The organism is Salinimicrobium sediminilitoris (genome assembly GCF_020866905.1).
GTDB classification, from domain to species: domain Bacteria; phylum Bacteroidota; class Bacteroidia; order Flavobacteriales; family Flavobacteriaceae; genus Salinimicrobium; species Salinimicrobium sediminilitoris.
In genome coordinates this window covers 63,080-78,942 of the sequence record NZ_JAIVCC010000017.1, presented here as the reverse complement: position 1 = coordinate 78,942, position 15,863 = coordinate 63,080, and the positions used below count along the sequence as shown (strand labels likewise).

10 protein-coding genes are annotated in these 15,863 nt (G+C 40.9%); 2 read left to right on the top strand and 8 right to left on the bottom strand.

The features are described 5' to 3' along the window. Positions 1-66: 66 nt before the first annotated feature. Positions 67-5,523 (top strand): HYR domain-containing protein, encoded by a 5,457-nt coding sequence (locus LA313_RS15195; RefSeq protein WP_228916507.1) that lies wholly within the window; start codon positions 67-69, stop codon positions 5,521-5,523. Here the strand turns inward: LA313_RS15195 and miaA are convergent. The 7 genes from miaA to LA313_RS15160 form a co-directional block, all read right to left on the bottom strand. Beyond that, complete coding sequence (gene miaA, locus LA313_RS15190) at positions 5,516-6,424, bottom strand: tRNA (adenosine(37)-N6)-dimethylallyltransferase MiaA (RefSeq protein WP_228916506.1); 909 nt, start codon at positions 6,422-6,424, stop codon at positions 5,516-5,518. The two genes, LA313_RS15195 and miaA, sit on opposite strands and share 8 nt — an antisense overlap. After that, positions 6,417-7,244: an ion transporter gene (locus LA313_RS15185; RefSeq protein ID WP_228916505.1), complete on the bottom strand. Its 828-nt coding sequence runs from the start codon at positions 7,242-7,244 to the stop codon at positions 6,417-6,419. The genes miaA and LA313_RS15185 overlap by 8 nt, the downstream gene beginning before the upstream one ends. Before the next feature lie 66 nt (positions 7,245-7,310). Next, the gene (locus LA313_RS15180) at positions 7,311-8,684 is read right to left on the bottom strand and encodes an exonuclease domain-containing protein (protein WP_228916504.1); all 1,374 of its coding nucleotides are present in this window, start codon (positions 8,682-8,684) and stop codon (positions 7,311-7,313) included. A gap of 16 nt (positions 8,685-8,700) precedes the next feature. After that, complete coding sequence (locus tag LA313_RS15175; protein ID WP_228916503.1) at positions 8,701-9,360, bottom strand: YggS family pyridoxal phosphate-dependent enzyme; 660 nt, start codon at positions 9,358-9,360, stop codon at positions 8,701-8,703. 6 nt (positions 9,361-9,366) lie between these two features. After that, a complete protein-coding gene (locus LA313_RS15170) occupies positions 9,367-10,602 on the bottom strand; it encodes a DUF1015 domain-containing protein (RefSeq protein ID WP_228916502.1) in 1,236 nt (411 codons plus the stop codon). 38 nt (positions 10,603-10,640) lie between these two features. Further along, entirely contained in the window at positions 10,641-11,531 is an 891-nt protein-coding gene (locus LA313_RS15165; RefSeq protein ID WP_228916501.1) for a 3-hydroxyacyl-CoA dehydrogenase family protein, read from the bottom strand. Positions 11,532-11,539: 8 nt separating this feature from the next. Next, entirely contained in the window at positions 11,540-12,502 is a 963-nt protein-coding gene (locus LA313_RS15160) for a Gfo/Idh/MocA family protein (RefSeq protein WP_228916500.1), read from the bottom strand. A 139-nt stretch (positions 12,503-12,641) separates the two neighbouring features. On the opposite strand from LA313_RS15160, the gene LA313_RS15155 reads away from it, so the two are divergent. After that, on the top strand, positions 12,642-13,286 hold the full coding sequence (locus LA313_RS15155) for a protein-L-isoaspartate(D-aspartate) O-methyltransferase (RefSeq protein WP_333473567.1): 645 nt from the start codon (positions 12,642-12,644) through the stop codon (positions 13,284-13,286). A gap of 89 nt (positions 13,287-13,375) precedes the next feature. Here the strand turns inward: LA313_RS15155 and LA313_RS15150 are convergent, their stop codons facing one another. Next, entirely contained in the window at positions 13,376-15,859 is a 2,484-nt protein-coding gene (locus LA313_RS15150; RefSeq protein ID WP_228916499.1) for a DUF5686 and carboxypeptidase regulatory-like domain-containing protein, read from the bottom strand. Positions 15,860-15,863 lie beyond the last annotated feature (4 nt).

Genomic DNA, 15,863 nt, shown 5'->3' with positions numbered 1-15,863 from the left:
TTTGTTAACAATACTTTATCGGGGTCTTCGTTTTACTTACTTATATTTGTTAGTAAGCTGCACTCTATGAGGAGACTCCAAACCGTCCAAAAATGTAATTCTACTGCCGTACTCTTGCGGCATTTTTTTGGTTGTTGGGGAAGTATATCTCTTTTCCTGTTACTTTTTGTGTTTTCTTCTTCTCTTTTTGCCCAGAATGGAGTGAAAATTACAAGTTCTGAATCACCAGGACCTTCCAGTGCAAATCCTATACCTATTGAAATCAAATTTGAAGAAGCAGTCAATTTTATCGACGGTTCTGCCATTAATGTAAATAATGGAAGTTTAGAAGATCTTCAGAGGGTTGATCCTGCATTCTCCTTTGTTGGTAACAAAGAAGATTTGACTAGTTTTAACATTGATAAGATTTTGGATGAAATTTTAGATGATATTGGAGGTATCTCAGGTTTAGGGAAACTCGGACCTTATCTTGAGGCTAAATTATCTGAAGCTGTCATAAGTATTGATTTTAACGACAGTGATGAACTTTTTTATTTAACCTATGGCAATGGACTGTATAAACTTGGGAATCCCAATCCTGTAATTGATGCCAGTTACTTTGAGACACCTTTAGATTTTGTGATTAATAGATCGAATGGAAGAATTTATGTCGCCGATCACGGTGAAAAACAAATTTTGGTTTTCAATGATTCCTTTCAGTTGATCAACGAAATTGGAAGAGGTACAGATGCAGAAAGTGAAGATCCTCGGGGCACATCCGGCCTTGCCTTAGATAAAGATGGAAATATTTACAATGCCGATAACTATACCGGTGAAACAGCGGGTAATTGGGATGCTATTAAAATTTATTCTCCAGAAGGGAGATATATTCATACAATTGATAATTTTAAAGGAGATCCTATTAGGGATCCATTAAGGATCGCAGTTGATAATGAAGGCAATATATATTTAAGTGATTCTGGTGGAGAAAATGGAAGAGTTTTAGTATATGATAAAGATTATAATCCGGTTACCATTATAAATAAAGATGTTCAAGGCAGTCCCGGTAGTTTGGTAACAGATGAATATGGTTATTTGTATGTCGCTGACTTTGCAGATGATTTTGATTTAGGAGCTCTGTTTAATGACCCTCTGGCACTCCTAGAAAGTTTTTCAGGTATTGAAAATGGGAATTTCGATGTGAAGGTTTATGACTCGCGGAATAATTACAATTTGGTGGGAAATTTTTCTTCCCAGGATCTAGATTTGCCAATTGATCTAGCTATTAACAGCTGTGGCAGAATACATGTCAATAATATGGATTTAACTGTCCATTCTTTAGACATACGATCATTAGACTTAGGAATATTTGGAACTTATCCTGTTCCTTATGATGTTGATGTAGATTTTGATTTTAATTTAAAAGAGTTTAAAAGAGAGGATAATTTCACCGCCGAAGTTGTTCCGGTGGCAACGGGAGAGGTAAAGGTGGTTATAGAAGACACCGTTCTTTTTAAATGCGGCCCACAGCCTGAAGGAAAATTTTCAATCGAATATCAAGCTGAGGGAGGGGAAGACACTACAGATCCAGTTTTTACTTCCTGTACAAATCTGACCTTTCCTGCAGATATCGGAGAATGTGGAGCTATAGTGAATTATAATATTCCTGAAGCAACAGACGATTCTGGTGTTGATCCTGAAATTACCTGGATAAGTGGTCCAAAACCGGGAGATTTTGTGTCTGTGGGCGAAACAAAAACTGTAGTATACAGAGCAACAGATGAGTCCGAAAATTCTGCTGACTGTAGTTTTACCATAGCTGTTACAGATAATGAAGCCCCTGTATTTCTCGATTGTCCTAACGTTGTGAATGCGCAGTTAGCAACTGGAGAAACTTCTATCCCTGTAAACTTTCCGGATCCCGTTGCAGATGATAATTGTAGTGGATTTACTGTAAATCAAACTGGAGGCCAGGCTTCGGGAACGCAATTTACTGAAGGGACACATCCTATAGAATTCACAGTTAAAGATGCCTCAGGAGCAACAGCTATATGCCAGTTTAATGTAATTGTTAGTCCTGCAGATGAGAATTTGCCGCCCACTTTAAAAAATTGTCCTTCAGATATTGACCTGAATTCAGAATCAGGAATATGCGGTGCGGTTGCTGTGTTTGCTGATCCTACAGCCGAAGATTCCGAAAATGATGATGTTTCGATCACAAGAACTGATGGTGGTCCTTCCTCGGGAGAAGTTTTTCCTGATGGTACCACGACTGTTACATATGAAGCCAGTGATGGGATAAACCCTCCTGTTATTTGTAGTTTTGATGTTACTGTTACTGATATTGAAGATCCCGCAATCAACTGTCCCTCAAATATTGTAGAAAATGTTGCTATTGGAGAAACGGGTAAAATAGTAAACTATAGTGTACCATTTGGGGATAACTGCCCCGGAGCAAGTATTGTTCAAACAGCGGGATTACCTTCGGAAAGTGAGTTTCCTGTTGGGCAAACCATCACCAATACCTTTATAGTCACAGATGCGGCGGGCAATACCGCCACCTGTAGCTTCACGGTGACCATAAATGAAGCCGAAGATGAGGAAGATCCTGTGATAAGTTGCCCGGGTAATATTGAAGTATTAACCGATCCCGGAGCATGCGGGGCGGAGGTGGAATACGAATGGCCTACTGCTACAGATAATGCCGGAGAGCCAACTATTTCTATAATCGACGGGGGTGCTGTTTCAGGAAGCTTTTTCCCGGTGGGGGAAACCGAGATACAGTTCGAGGCAAAAGATGCAACAGGGAATACTGCTACCTGTACCTTAAAGATCACCGTTAAAGATGAAGAACCGCCGGAGTTTACTGTATGTCCGCAGAATTCCACGCAATTTGTTTCAGCAGTAAACGGCAAGTATTTTGTTCCAGACCTGCTTGGGGAAGTGGAGGCAGTTGATAACTGTGGCAATTCCATTAGGTATGAACAAACCCCGGCTGCAAATAATGAAATTACTCAGGATTTTACTGTAAACATTCGGGCTTTTGATGAATTCGATAATGAATCGGATGTCTGTTCAATTCAGCTTGTTTTAGTCCAGGAAGATCAGCCATCTTTTGATTGTGGATCGACTGCCGGATTATCTCTGGAGCTTGATGAGGATTGTAGTTATTCTGCGCCAGATTTTGAGTCCTATATTATTAACAGGCAAAACTTTGATAATGGGATTTTTATTGAACAAATTGAGGAAAGACTGGGGCAAGAGCTGCAAGTAAATCTTAAAGTATATCATGGAATTGACGCAAATTCTCCTTTCGTTGGGGAGTGCAATTTAGTGGTGACTTTAGAAGATAACATTCCTCCTGAACTTAATTCCTGTAATAATTCTCCTGTGGAAGTAGATCTTGTTCCCGGTGAGAACTTTGTAGTTCCAAATTATAAGGATAGAATCAGTTATACAGATAATTGCTCAACCCAATTTAATGTCATTCAGGTTCCCGCACCTCAGGACGTAGTTACAAATAACACCACAGTGACCTTAACAGTAGAGGACGAAGCTGGAAATGTTTCCACGGCATGTTCCTTTCCAATTGTTTACAATACTCCTGCTGTGGAAATAAATTGTGTTTCCACTCAAGTGGCATTGGGCCCTAACGGAACCGCTACTCTGGATCCCGCTACCTTATATGATGCAGACCCAACCAGTCCTGCAGTTGACTTTTTTGAATTGAGTAAAGACGTATTTACCTGTGAGGATATTGGAGAGCAGGAAGTAGAATTAATTGTCCATTTTGTTGATGGTTCTTCCGGAAGTTGCACCACTAAAATTGAAGTAGTAGATCAAATAAAACCTGTAATTAAATGTCGGGAGGATTTCAACCTTTTTCTGAATGAAGAAGGTTACGGTATAATTTCCGCAGAAATTATACTGGACAGCTTTTCAGACAACTGTGAGGTTGCCAGTACTACCTTGAGTAAAAGCCGTTTTGAAATTACAGATGTTGGAGAGAACGAGGTTGTGGTGACCGTAGTTGATGTGAATGGGAATGTGGAAACATGTGAGACTACCATCAATGTTATTCCCTATGAACAATCGGGAGGTGTTAACTGCGCCGAATCTGTGCCGTTGTCGCTCGACTGGGAAGGTAAGGCAGAGCTGAGTCTTACTTATTCCGGAGAGCAGGAAAATATTGAACTGGAGCTAAGTAAGAAAGATTTTACCTGTGATGACATTGGTTCTCAAATGATCACAGCTTCTTATTACGGCGAACATACAGGAAGTTGTGAAATTGAGATCATTGTTGTGGATGATTTACCACCTTTGGTTAACTGCACTTCCGAAATTGATCTGGTTCTGGATGAAAACGGAACAGGAGAAATATCTGTAAATGATGTAGATCAAAATTCCACAGATAACTGCGCCATAGAAGATATGTCCCTGAGCAAAAGCAGTTTCACCAGCACCGATGTTGGTACTCAAATTGTAAGGTTTACGGTAACCGACGCCTCGGGAAATTCAGATTTTTGTGAAGTCACGGTAAATGTAAAACCATATATGGCTACAACCGGGGAACTGGATTGTGTGGAAAATTTAACCCTTGAGCTTGATGCCGGTGGTGAGGCTGTTTTAACCGCACAGGATCTTTTCGAAGGAGACCCGGGTAATGCCGAATTTTTTGGGGATGTGACCTACACCTGTGAAGATGTCGGGTTTCATACTATCACGTTGACCAAGAAAGATGATCCTTCCCAAAGTTGCAAGATAGAAGTAGAGATCGTGGATAATATTGCCCCAGTCGCTTCTTGTAAAGCAGATATAGAATTAACTCTGGATATAAATGGAACGGCAACTTTGGCACCAGAGGATGTTGATAGTGGATCTACAGACAATTGTGAAATTGCTTCTATGAGCCTTGACCGTACTTCCTTCATCGGAGCCGATCTTGGGGAGCAAAAAGTAACTTTGACTGTTACAGATGCATCCGGAAATACCGATACTTGTGAAGCCAATATAACGATCCTGCCCAATGAGGAAAATCCTTCCGGAGTAGTTTGTAGGGATCTCATTACCCTGGATTTAGATATAAGCGGGAGGGCTCGATTGAACGCTCAGGATGCCTTTTCCAGTGGTCCAAGCGGTACATATTACCTTAGCCAAACAAACTTCACCTGTGAAGACCTGGGAGAGAATGAGGTGATCCTTTCTTATGCCACACTTAATGGAGAGGGTTCCTGTACGGTAAAAGTTGTGGTGGAGGATCCTTTGGAGATATGTGAAACACCCGGACCTGTAGAGAGAGATACCTTAATACTTTATCCTAATCCCGGCGATGGACTATTTAAATTTGAGGTTTCTGAAGGTCTTCAAATTCATCAGATCGAGGTTTTTGATATTAGGGGACGTTTTCTCCTGGAGCACAGGTATGATAACAGCATACCCGTTTTAGAATATAAGCTTAACCTGAGTGAGTACCAGGCGGGTGTATATCAATTGCTCATTCAAACCAACGGGAGGGAATATCTAAAAAGGGCAATAATCAGGTAATTTCTTCTTCGACAAAAGTCAGAATTTTTGCAGGAGGAGTGGAAATATCAAACCAGTTGATCTGCTCATTTTTTCTGAACCAGGTGTACTGCCGCTTGGCAAATCTCCTGGTGTTCTTTTTAATTTCATCAACTGCCGTTTCGAGGTCCCATTCCTTATTGAAATATTTAAAAAGTTCTTTGTACCCAACAGTGTTGAGCGCGTTTAGTTCCCGTTGGGGGAAAAGTGCTTCAGCCTCTTTCAAAAGACCTTGCTGCATCATAATATCCACCCGGCGATTGATACGATCGTAAACAATCTCCCTTTCTGAAGTGAGTCCCACATATAAGGTGTCAAAAAAGCGATTTTTGGCTCCCCTTTTTCTAAATGCGGAATAGGGTTTTCCGGTTCCTCTGCAAATTTCAAGAGCTCTTATCACCCTGTGCGGATTTTGCAGGTCTACTTCGGAAAAATATTCAGGATCCTTTATTTCAAGTTCTTCCTGAAGCATTTCCAATCCTTTTTCCTCCAGCTCCTTTTTTAAATCTTGCCTGATGGCGGGATCTACTTCAGGAAACTCATCCAGTCCTTTTACCACAGCATCTACGTAAAGTCCGCTCCCGCCAACCATTACTACAACATCGTGCTTCAAAAATAATTTCTGAAGTTTTTGCAGGGCGTCCCGCTCAAAATCTCCTACAGAATAATTTTCTTCTATAGAAATGTGCTGAATGAAATGGTGCTTTGCGGCTTGTAATTCATCTTCAGTTGGAACTGCAGTCCCAATGGTCATTTCTTTAAAGAATTGCCGGGAATCGGCAGAAATAATTTCAGTTTTAAAATGGCGTGCCAGCTCAATTCCGAGGTAGGTTTTTCCAATAGCAGTGGGACCTACAATTACAATGAGGTGCTTTTTATTCATTCAGAAGATTTCCGCAGTTATGGCAATATTCTGCTTTGTCAAGGTGCTTGGATTCATTACAATGGGGGCAGACCTGAGTATTTACCGGTACTTCTTTGGCCGAGGCACGGCTAAACTCTGAAGTAACTATTCCTGTAGGTACTGCAATGATCCCATAACCGGTGATCATAATGACAGAAGCAATGAATTGTCCAAGTGGGGTAACCGGGTGAATGTCTCCAAAACCTACTGTAGTAAGGGTAACAATACACCAGTATATCCCCGTTGGAATACTCGTATATCCGTTTTCGGGGCCTTCCACAAGGTACATTACTGTACCCATGATCACACACATAATAATAACAGCATAAAGAAAAACAAGGATTTTGGCGCGACTGTTTCGCAGAGCCAGGAGGAGCTTGTTTGACTCTCCAATATAGCGGGTGATCTTTAGAATTCTGAATATTCTTAATAACCTTAAAGCTCGGACTGCAAATAAAAGATTGTGTCCCCCACCTAAAATGGCAATGTAGGTAGGAAGCGTAGAAAGCAGATCTACTATACCATAGAAGCTAAAAATATACTTTGATGGTTTGTTAATTACCACGATCCTCAAGATATATTCTACGGTAAAAATTGCTGTTATGATCCACTCGGCAGTATAAAATTCCCAGTAGTACCTCTCACTCATTCCGGGGATTGACTCCAGCATTACTAAAATTATACTAAGAATAATGACTAGAAGAAGTCCTATATCAAAAGCTTTCCCTGCAGGAGTATCAGCTTCATAGATGATCTCATGGAGTTTCTTTTTCCAGGAAGAAGTTGTTGCTTGGGCCACAAATGATTAATTACAGTCTAAAAATAGGATTTTTCGGCAGAATCTTCTCTACCGGGGAAGACAATTCTATTGTGCAGGATCCAACATTATGACTTTGAGGCGGTTATTTTTTCTAAGGTAACTCTGAATGATGTGCTGGGCATCACGATCATTTTTCATTGGGGTAATTATGGATTTTATGATCTCCATGTTATTGAGTTGATAGTTGAGGTTGAAGTATCCAATTCCTTTGAACTGTCCTTCCTCCACTAGCAATGCGCTCTTTTCGTCCAGTTCCCTGCCACGATCAATTACCAGCATATTTTGCTTTTCGTAACTATACTTATGAAGTGCCTGTTTTACGCGCTCATTGTATTCTAAAGGAGATTCTTTTTTCACGCACGCCCCATTGCATTTTTTAATGCTGTAGTTGAAACAGGCTCCGTTTCCGGTATGGATTCCTGTGTACTTTTGGCACAGGTTATACTCTTCCACAAGGTTTGAAACCAAAGCCTTTGCCTGCTGCAGGTTTGTAAAAGTTGTCACGCTTTTCTTCCTTCGATCGGCTTTACCAATTTTGAGATTGATATACCCGTCGTCGTCTTTTGACTGGTACAGGGCATAAGAAAAAATATTTCTGGAAAGGGATTTATTAAACTTCGGCTTATTTCTTTTTATCTCCTCATTTTCTTTTAGCAGCGCGTTCAATTCATTTCCTGTAGCCTCATAACTTATGGATGCAACCTCTTTTTGAATCTCTATAGACTTCCTGTTCTCATTGGTGAAGTGTTGATTCACCCGTTTTTTGATATTCTTGCTTTTCCCAATGTAAATGATATCTCCTTCGGAATTATGCAGGTAATAAACACCGGTGATCGAGGGAAGTTCTTCAAGTAACCGGATTAGCTTCGTATCCATCTGAAGTTTTGGTGCATTGCGAACCGAACTTTTGAGGATCTCTTTTTCTGAATCTTTTGCCAGCAGCATCTTAAACAACTTTACCGTGGCCTGGGCGTCTCCGTTGGCGCGGTGTCTGTCACTAAGGGGAATTCCAAGGGATCTAACGAGCTTACCCAAACTGTAGGAAGGCAACCCCGGAATAAGTTTTTTGGAAAGCTCCACGGTACACAAGCTTTGTCTTTCATAATCAAAACCCAGGCGACCGAATTCTGTGCACAGGATGCGATAGTCAAATTTTGCATTGTGGGCTACCAGGATGGCTCCATTAGTTATTTCTACGATTCGCTTTGCTACCTCATAGAATTTTGGTGCCTGGCGTAGCATATCATTGTTTATACCTGTAAGTCCAACAACAAATGGCTGAATTGGGATTTCGGGATTTACCAGGCTAATAAATTGATCTACGACTTTGTGACCGTCAAATTTATAAACAGCAATCTCTGTAATTCCCTCTTCATTATATTTCCCGCCGGTAGTTTCTATGTCTAAAATTGCGTACAAATGCTAAATCTCCCTGTTAATTATAATTTCTTTCTCCAAATATTGAACTTCCTACTCTTATGATTGTACTGCCGCATTCAATGGCGATCTTGTAGTCGCCACTCATTCCCATTGATAATGTGGTAAAGGAATCATACCTGGATTTCAATTCTTCAAAAGTAGTCTTTAAAAAGCTGAATTCCTTTCTAATTTTTTCTTCTTTCTCGGTAAGGGTCGCCATCCCCATCAAGCCAACTATCTTAACATGAGACATCTTGCGGTAAGCGTCTGACTGAAGTATACTTTTTGCTTCATCAACATCTATTCCATATTTAGTGTCTTCTTCGGCTATTTTGATCTGTAGAAGACAGGGGATAGTGCGGTTATATTTTTCGGCCTGTTTTTCGATTTCCTTAAGCAGCTTCAGGGAATCAACAGCGTGGATGAGGTCAACAAACTCGGCCATGTATTTTACCTTATTGCGCTGCACGTGGCCAACCATGTGCCATTTAATATCCTTTGGAAGTTGTTCCCACTTCTCTGTCATTTCCTGGATCTTGTTTTCTCCAAAGACCCTGTGCCCGGTATTATAGGCTTCCAAAATGTCACTTTCGGGTTTGGTTTTGGAAATAGCGACAAGAGTAACCTCTTCCGGTATTTCCGCTTTTTTTCTTTTTATGTTTTCTGAAATCCTCATAAATCTCTAAAATTCGTAAACGGTGAGACCGCTTCTCAGTTTTGGCTCAATACAAGTGCTTTTGGGTGGCATAGTGAGACCTGCATCGGCGATTTCTTTGATCTCTTCAATAGTGAGGGGCAACATTCCGAAGCCAACGGCAAATTCTCCTTCATCTACCGCTTTCTTTACGTCAAAACTTTCGTTCCTCCCGGGAAGGTAAGATATTCTGTTGTCATTTTTAAGATCTTCGATGCCTAAAATAGGTTTGAGGATCTTGATGAACAGGATGTAAGGATCCAGTGCGCTCAACGAGTCTGTGAATTCATAGTTCGTCTTGCGCAGGTAAAGTGAGTAATATTCGCCATCCAGGTACATCGAAAAATGATGTTTTTTGGAGGGTTTATAATACTGTGTCCCACGGTTCTCTATGCGAAACCATTCGTCCAGTTTAATTAAAAATTCCTCTTTCCCCAGCCCATTGAGATCGCGTATCAGCCTGTTGAACTCGTAGAGTCTAAGATTGCTTTCGGCGATCATATAGCTAAGGAAAAAATTATAAGGTTCCTCTCCGGTGTGATTTGGATTCTTTTCCCGTGACTCTTTCGCCAGTAACCAGGAAGAGGCACTTCTATGATGCCCATCGGCGATATAAACAGATTTCATACGCTCAAACTCCTGCCTTATTTTCTCTGTTCTTTCGGGATCATCCACCACCCACATGTAATGAATATCGCGGTTGAGGGAGGAGAATTCATATTCCGGCCTTTCCTGCATTACCTGTGTAGTGATTTCATTGATCACAGGGCTGTCCGGGTAGGTGAGAAGCACTGGTTCGGTATTAAAACCTACTGTTTTAAGGTAGTCTTTAAAAAGTTGTTCCCGGTGAGAAATAGTATCCTCGTGCTTTCTAATTACATTATTTTCATAATCTTCAACACTTGTGGCAGCAATAATTCCGCAGTAGACCTGCTCCCGGGAAATAGTCTTGTAAAGGTAATATGCCGGCTTTCCATCCTGAATAAAAACCTCTTCCTCCTTAAACTCAAGGTAGCGGTTCTTTACAAGCTGAAATCGCTCACTTCCAGATATTTCTTTCTGAAATTTATAACCGGGATTGATGATATGAAGAAAAGAAAAGGGATTGTGTTCCAGCTGAAATCTTACTTCTTCCACCGAATATTCCTGGTAGGGACGTGAAGCTACAAGCCCCACCTTATCCCTTGACGGCCGTACTGCCTTAAAAGGAATTATTTTTGCCAAATGCTGCTCAGATTAAATAGGTTCGAAAAATACCTTTTTTAAGAGGTAAATTGTGGGGAAACTTTTTCAGCTTTCCTGCTTTCGGAATAGTCATAAAATCCTTCTCCCGATTTCACTCCCAGTTTTCCTGCCTGTACCATATTCACAAGAAGTGGACAGGGAGCGTACTTTGGATTTTTAAAGCCGCTGTACATCACCTCCAGGATAGAAAGACAAACATCCAGCCCAATGAAATCTGCAAGTTGTAGCGGTCCCATAGGATGTGCCATTCCCAATTTCATTACCGTGTCAATCTCCTGAACACCCGCAACTCCGTTATAAAGAGTTTCTATAGATTCGTTGATCATTGGCATAAGAATGCGGTTGGCAACAAAACCGGGATAATCATTTACTTCAACAGGTTCCTTTTTTAGCTTTTTTGAAAGCTCCATGATATTGGAAGTGACCTCGTCGCTTGTGCTGTAACCGCGAATGATCTCTACCAGCTTCATCACAGGCACAGGATTCATAAAGTGCATTCCTATAACTCTTTCAGGATTAGATACTGCAGCTGCGATCTTAGTGATCGAGATCGAAGAGGTATTGGAAGCCAACACAGTATCGGCAGCGCAAAGCTCGTCCAGCTGCTTAAAAATGGATAATTTAAGATCCACGTTTTCTGTAGCTGCTTCCACGACAAGATCCACATTTTTTACTCCTTCAGAGATTTGGGTAAAAGTGGTGATGTTGTTGAGTGTATTTTTTTTGTCTTCTTCAGAAATCTTCTCCTTTGAAACCATGCGGTCGAGGTTGCCGGAGATAGTGTTCATACCTTTTTCAAGGCTTTTTTCTGAAATATCAATAAGATTTGTTTTGTAACCGAATTGGGCGAAAGTGTGGGCAATTCCATTACCCATAGTTCCTGCACCAATAACTGCTATATTTTTCATAGAAAGTATTAGTTAAATGAATTTATAATTTGTTTTGCCACACGCAAAGCCTGCGTTCCCTGCTCGAGACTCACAATTGGAGTAGTGTTGTTCTCAATAGCATCGGCAAAAGAATTTAGCTCGTCTAAAATGGCATTATTTGGGTTCACCTGCGGATTGTCAAAATAGATCTGCTTTTTCAAACCTTCGGCATTCTGAAGGATCATATCAAAATCTCCAGGTTCCTCGGGGGCATCTTTCATCTTCACTACCTCACATTTTTTCTCCAGAAAGTCTACAGAAATATAGGCGTCCCGCTGAAAGAATCTTGCCTTCCGCATATTTTTTAAAGAAATCCTGCTGGCAGTGAGGTTGGCCACACAGCCATTCTCGAATTCTATACGTGCGTTGGCGATATCGGGAGTATCACTAATGACTGAAACCCCGTTGGCTTTGATCTCCTTAACTTCAGATTTTACCACGCTAAGAATGGCATCTATATCGTGGATCATAAGGTCCAGCACAACCGGAACATCGGTTCCCCGTGGATTAAATTCCGCCAGACGATGCGCCTCAATAAACATGGGGTTTTCAATCTTATCTGAAACGGCTTTGAAGGCCGGATTGAATCTTTCCACATGTCCTACCTGGCCTTTGACCTTGTACTCCCTGGCTAATTTCACCAGCTGTTCGGCTTCCTCTACGGTATTGGTAATAGGCTTTTCTATGAACAGGTGCTTTCCTGCTTTGATGGTTTTTTGTCCCACTTCAAAGTGAGAAAGAGTAGGAGTAACCACATCAACTACATCGACCGCAGCTATGAGCTCATCGAGATTGTTGAAATATTTATATCCAAATTCTTCTTCTACCTTGCGGCCACTTTCTTCATCTATATCGTAAAAACCAACCAGATCGTATTTTTCAGATTCTTTCAGCAAACGCAGATGAATTTTTCCTAAGTGTCCTGCACCCAGGACGCCGGCTTTTAGCATAATAAAAAGGTTTTCAACAAAAATAACATTTCTTGCACTAAAGCCAATCCAATTACAGGTGAATAAAAGAGGACATTCCCATTTTTTCTTTAACCTGAGGTATTCTTTATGTAATTTTGGCCTTCAAAAGCAAAATAGGGTGCGAAAAGATACGCTTAAACATCAGGGAAAAAGAATGCAGCTGGCAAAGGTTGTGGAAAACAAAGGCGTTAAGGATGAAAAGGTGCTTGATACCATCAAAAAAATCCCACGGCACCTGTTCATGGACAGTAGTTTTGAAGATCATGCCTACCAGGACAAAGCGTTTCCTATTGCTGCGGACCAGACTATCTCCCAACCCTATACGGTCGCTTTTCAAACTGAAGTGCTGCAGGTAAACAAAGGAGATATGGTGCTGGAAATTGGTACCGGCAGTGGATATCAAACTGCTGTGCTCTGTGAACTTGGAGCAAGGGTTTACAGCATTGAAAGACAGCAGGAACTTTTTAAAAGAACAAAGCTTTTCCTCTCTAAAATAGGATATCGCCCCCGATATCTGGCTTTTGGGGATGGCTACAAAGGCCTGCCCGATTATGCCCCTTTTGACAGGATAATCGTTACTGCGGGAGCTCCTTTTGTTCCGAAGCCATTACTTAGTCAGTTAAAAGTAGGAGGAAGAATGGTGATCCCGGTTGGAAAGGACACGCAGGTAATGACCCTTTTCGAAAGAAAATCTGAAACCGAGTTTGAAAAAACTGAATTCGGGAATTTCAGGTTTGTGCCTTTGCTGGAAGACAGGAATTAGTAGTCAGTGATCAGTGTTCAGTGTTCAGTATAACGAGAGAAGTTGGAGTGTGGACAGTATTTCACCTTTTTAGGACAACCAGACAAAGATTAGAAGATCTCCAGAAATTTTAACCCGAATATAAAAGCTCCTTTATGGTTTCCGTGGTGTTGGGAAACGACGTAGTCTAACCTTAAAAACCGGAATTTTCCGAAGCCGAGATTGTCCAGCCCGATAGAGTATTCAGAATAAGGTGCAATTCCTTCCGTAGATAAAGCGTGAGCGCCAATCACCAAATTATAATTAAGACGGTTGATCAATGGAACTCTTCCCAGGATATAACCTTTAAAATTGTGTTCCACATGTCCTTCCACATAATTTTTATTGGTGCTCAGAGTGTAGTAAGGCAGTAAATTAAACTTCCCCAGGTAATTGGAAGAAGTGCCGATCCTTGTTTGGTTTCCGTCAAAATGCCGGTAATCTAAAAAAGAAATTTCTTCATTACCAAAAAAAGTTCCGCCGGTAATGCTGTAACCCAATTTCCCTTTATTAGCTACCGTGAACTCCTGCCGCAAATTGAGCCTCAAATGATCAAAATTATATTCCGGAATATTAGCGCCTAAACCTTTGTCATACCTGATGGTAAGACTGGGATAATCTTCATTTTTGATGTTGAATTTGGCGTTTGGGTAACTCAAATATTTTTGCGCAAATTCAATCTTTGCGGCCAGGGAAATTTTAAAGATCTTATGCTCCACAAATGGAGCGGAATTTTCATCATCTGGCTGCAGCGGATTATTGGACGTAAATTCCCGCTCATCCCAATCGATTAAAAAAGCTTTGTCACGGTGGTTATAGAGCGGACTTCTATTTTCATAGCTTAGTGCTGAAAAGGCAGAAAACCCATTGAGCAACTCCTGTTGATAAGACACTTTCGCAAAATCGAGTTCGTAAAGCTTCAGGTAATTTCTTTCGAAGAAGGTGGTTGTAATGCTGTTTAAGGTTTTCGAAATTGGTTCACGGCTATTGATCTGTTTCACTTCACTTCCTCCTGAAACGGTCAAGACAGGATTGGAAATGTTGTTGAATTTTTGCTGGAAACCTCCCGAAATCCGGAATTTCTCTTCGCTAAAACCATAACTTGCTTCGCTGAATATACGCCAGTACTGGCCGAAAGATTCTCCTGTATTTTTCCTGAAAGAAGCTTCGAGGGTAGAATTATAACCCTGTACCGTATTGATATTTGTGTTGAAAATAGGAGAGCCTATGTTGATGGACCATTTTTCGTAAGAATTACTGTAGGTATAACCGGTAATAAGATTACCTAAACCAAATTTGTTCCGAACATTGTCCAGGGAATCGAGGTAAGGCTTTGATTCTCTTAATTCCTGTAGGCTGTCTTTCCTTATGTAATCATTCTGTTCCTCTTCGGTAAGCGGGACAGGCCGGACACTACTCCAGAAGATGGAATCTTTTTTGTTGGCTTCCGGAGCAAAAGACACGATTTCATTCGTGAAGGTCTTCTCGTCCAGGCCGGGAGAAAAGTCATAATTGGTATAAGCAGCTGTAAACCTTCCATCCCCTTTGATCCCAAACATATTGAAGATAAAATCAATGGTCTGGGAAATAGGCACCCAAAGTTCTTCTTTTTCAGAAAAATTGAAGTTCTGTCTAAAAACCAGTTCTTCTATAGGCGGCACCTGTATAGCCTCGCCTGTGGTCTTAAGTTCCACGCCATAAAGTTGCCAGCTATCTTCTATAATGTATACGAAACCACTAAAAACTTTGTCTTTTGGTCGTTTTGGAGTTACCTGGATCTTATTTACAAGATCTCCGCGGTCATTATAGAAAACCCCTTCCAGCTTGAAGTTGTAATAATTAAAAGCATAATTGGCCAACGGAGAGATCAACTCTGTATTGAGGCTAATGGTATTGTTGTAAAAGGAAATATTAGCTTCCTGGGCACTATTTAGGCTAAACCCGTTATCATTGCCGCTCACTTTGGAAGCAATGATCTTCTCTTTAAAATCATTGGGAGCCTTATAAGTTATTTCTGAAATAGTTTCACTCAAATAAACCACGCCGCTTCGGGTAGAGTCCAGGCCTCCGCCAAGATCTCCCACTTCCTGACCTAAGATCTTTTCCGGAGCATTTTTTATCCGCCAGAGTCCGCGGGAATAAAAATCGGCAGTATACTCCTGGATTTTTGATCTATGGAAATCCCTTTTTTCAATGGCATTTCTCATGATCTTATTGGCGGGATTGTCTCCCGAATTTACAATCACTTCATCCAGGGTGGTTGATTCTTCGGTAAGTTGGGCATTGAGAGTATAAGGCAGAGCGGTAACAGAAATAGATTTTTTCTCTGTTTTATAACCCAGGAATTGGAAAACCACAGTATAATTTCCTGTTTCAGAAAGCTCTAAAATATAAATGCCATTTTCGTTTGAAGTAGTGCCAGAGAAGGTGCCGTCAAGATAAATGTTGACGTAAGCTAAGGAGGTTCCTTCCTGATTGGTGACTTTTCCGGTAATTTGAGCCCATCCCGAAAAGCAACATAAAAACAGCAACAGGGGGAAGTAAAGTTTGTTCAAGAGT

What these genes read in the sequence shown, in the direction of transcription:
- LA313_RS15165 (WP_228916501.1), bottom strand. Translation starts at nt 11,531, where the DNA reads ATGAAAAATATAGCAGTTATTGGTGCAGGAACTATGGGTAATGGAATT.
- LA313_RS15195 (WP_228916507.1), top strand. Translation starts at nt 67, where the DNA reads ATGAGGAGACTCCAAACCGTCCAAAAATGTAATTCTACTGCCGTACTC.
- miaA (WP_228916506.1), bottom strand. Translation starts at nt 6,424, where the DNA reads ATGAATAAAAAGCACCTCATTGTAATTGTAGGTCCCACTGCTATTGGA.
- LA313_RS15160 (WP_228916500.1), bottom strand. Translation starts at nt 12,502, where the DNA reads ATGCTAAAAGCCGGCGTCCTGGGTGCAGGACACTTAGGAAAAATTCAT.
- LA313_RS15175 (WP_228916503.1), bottom strand. Translation starts at nt 9,360, where the DNA reads ATGAGGATTTCAGAAAACATAAAAAGAAAAAAAGCGGAAATACCGGAA.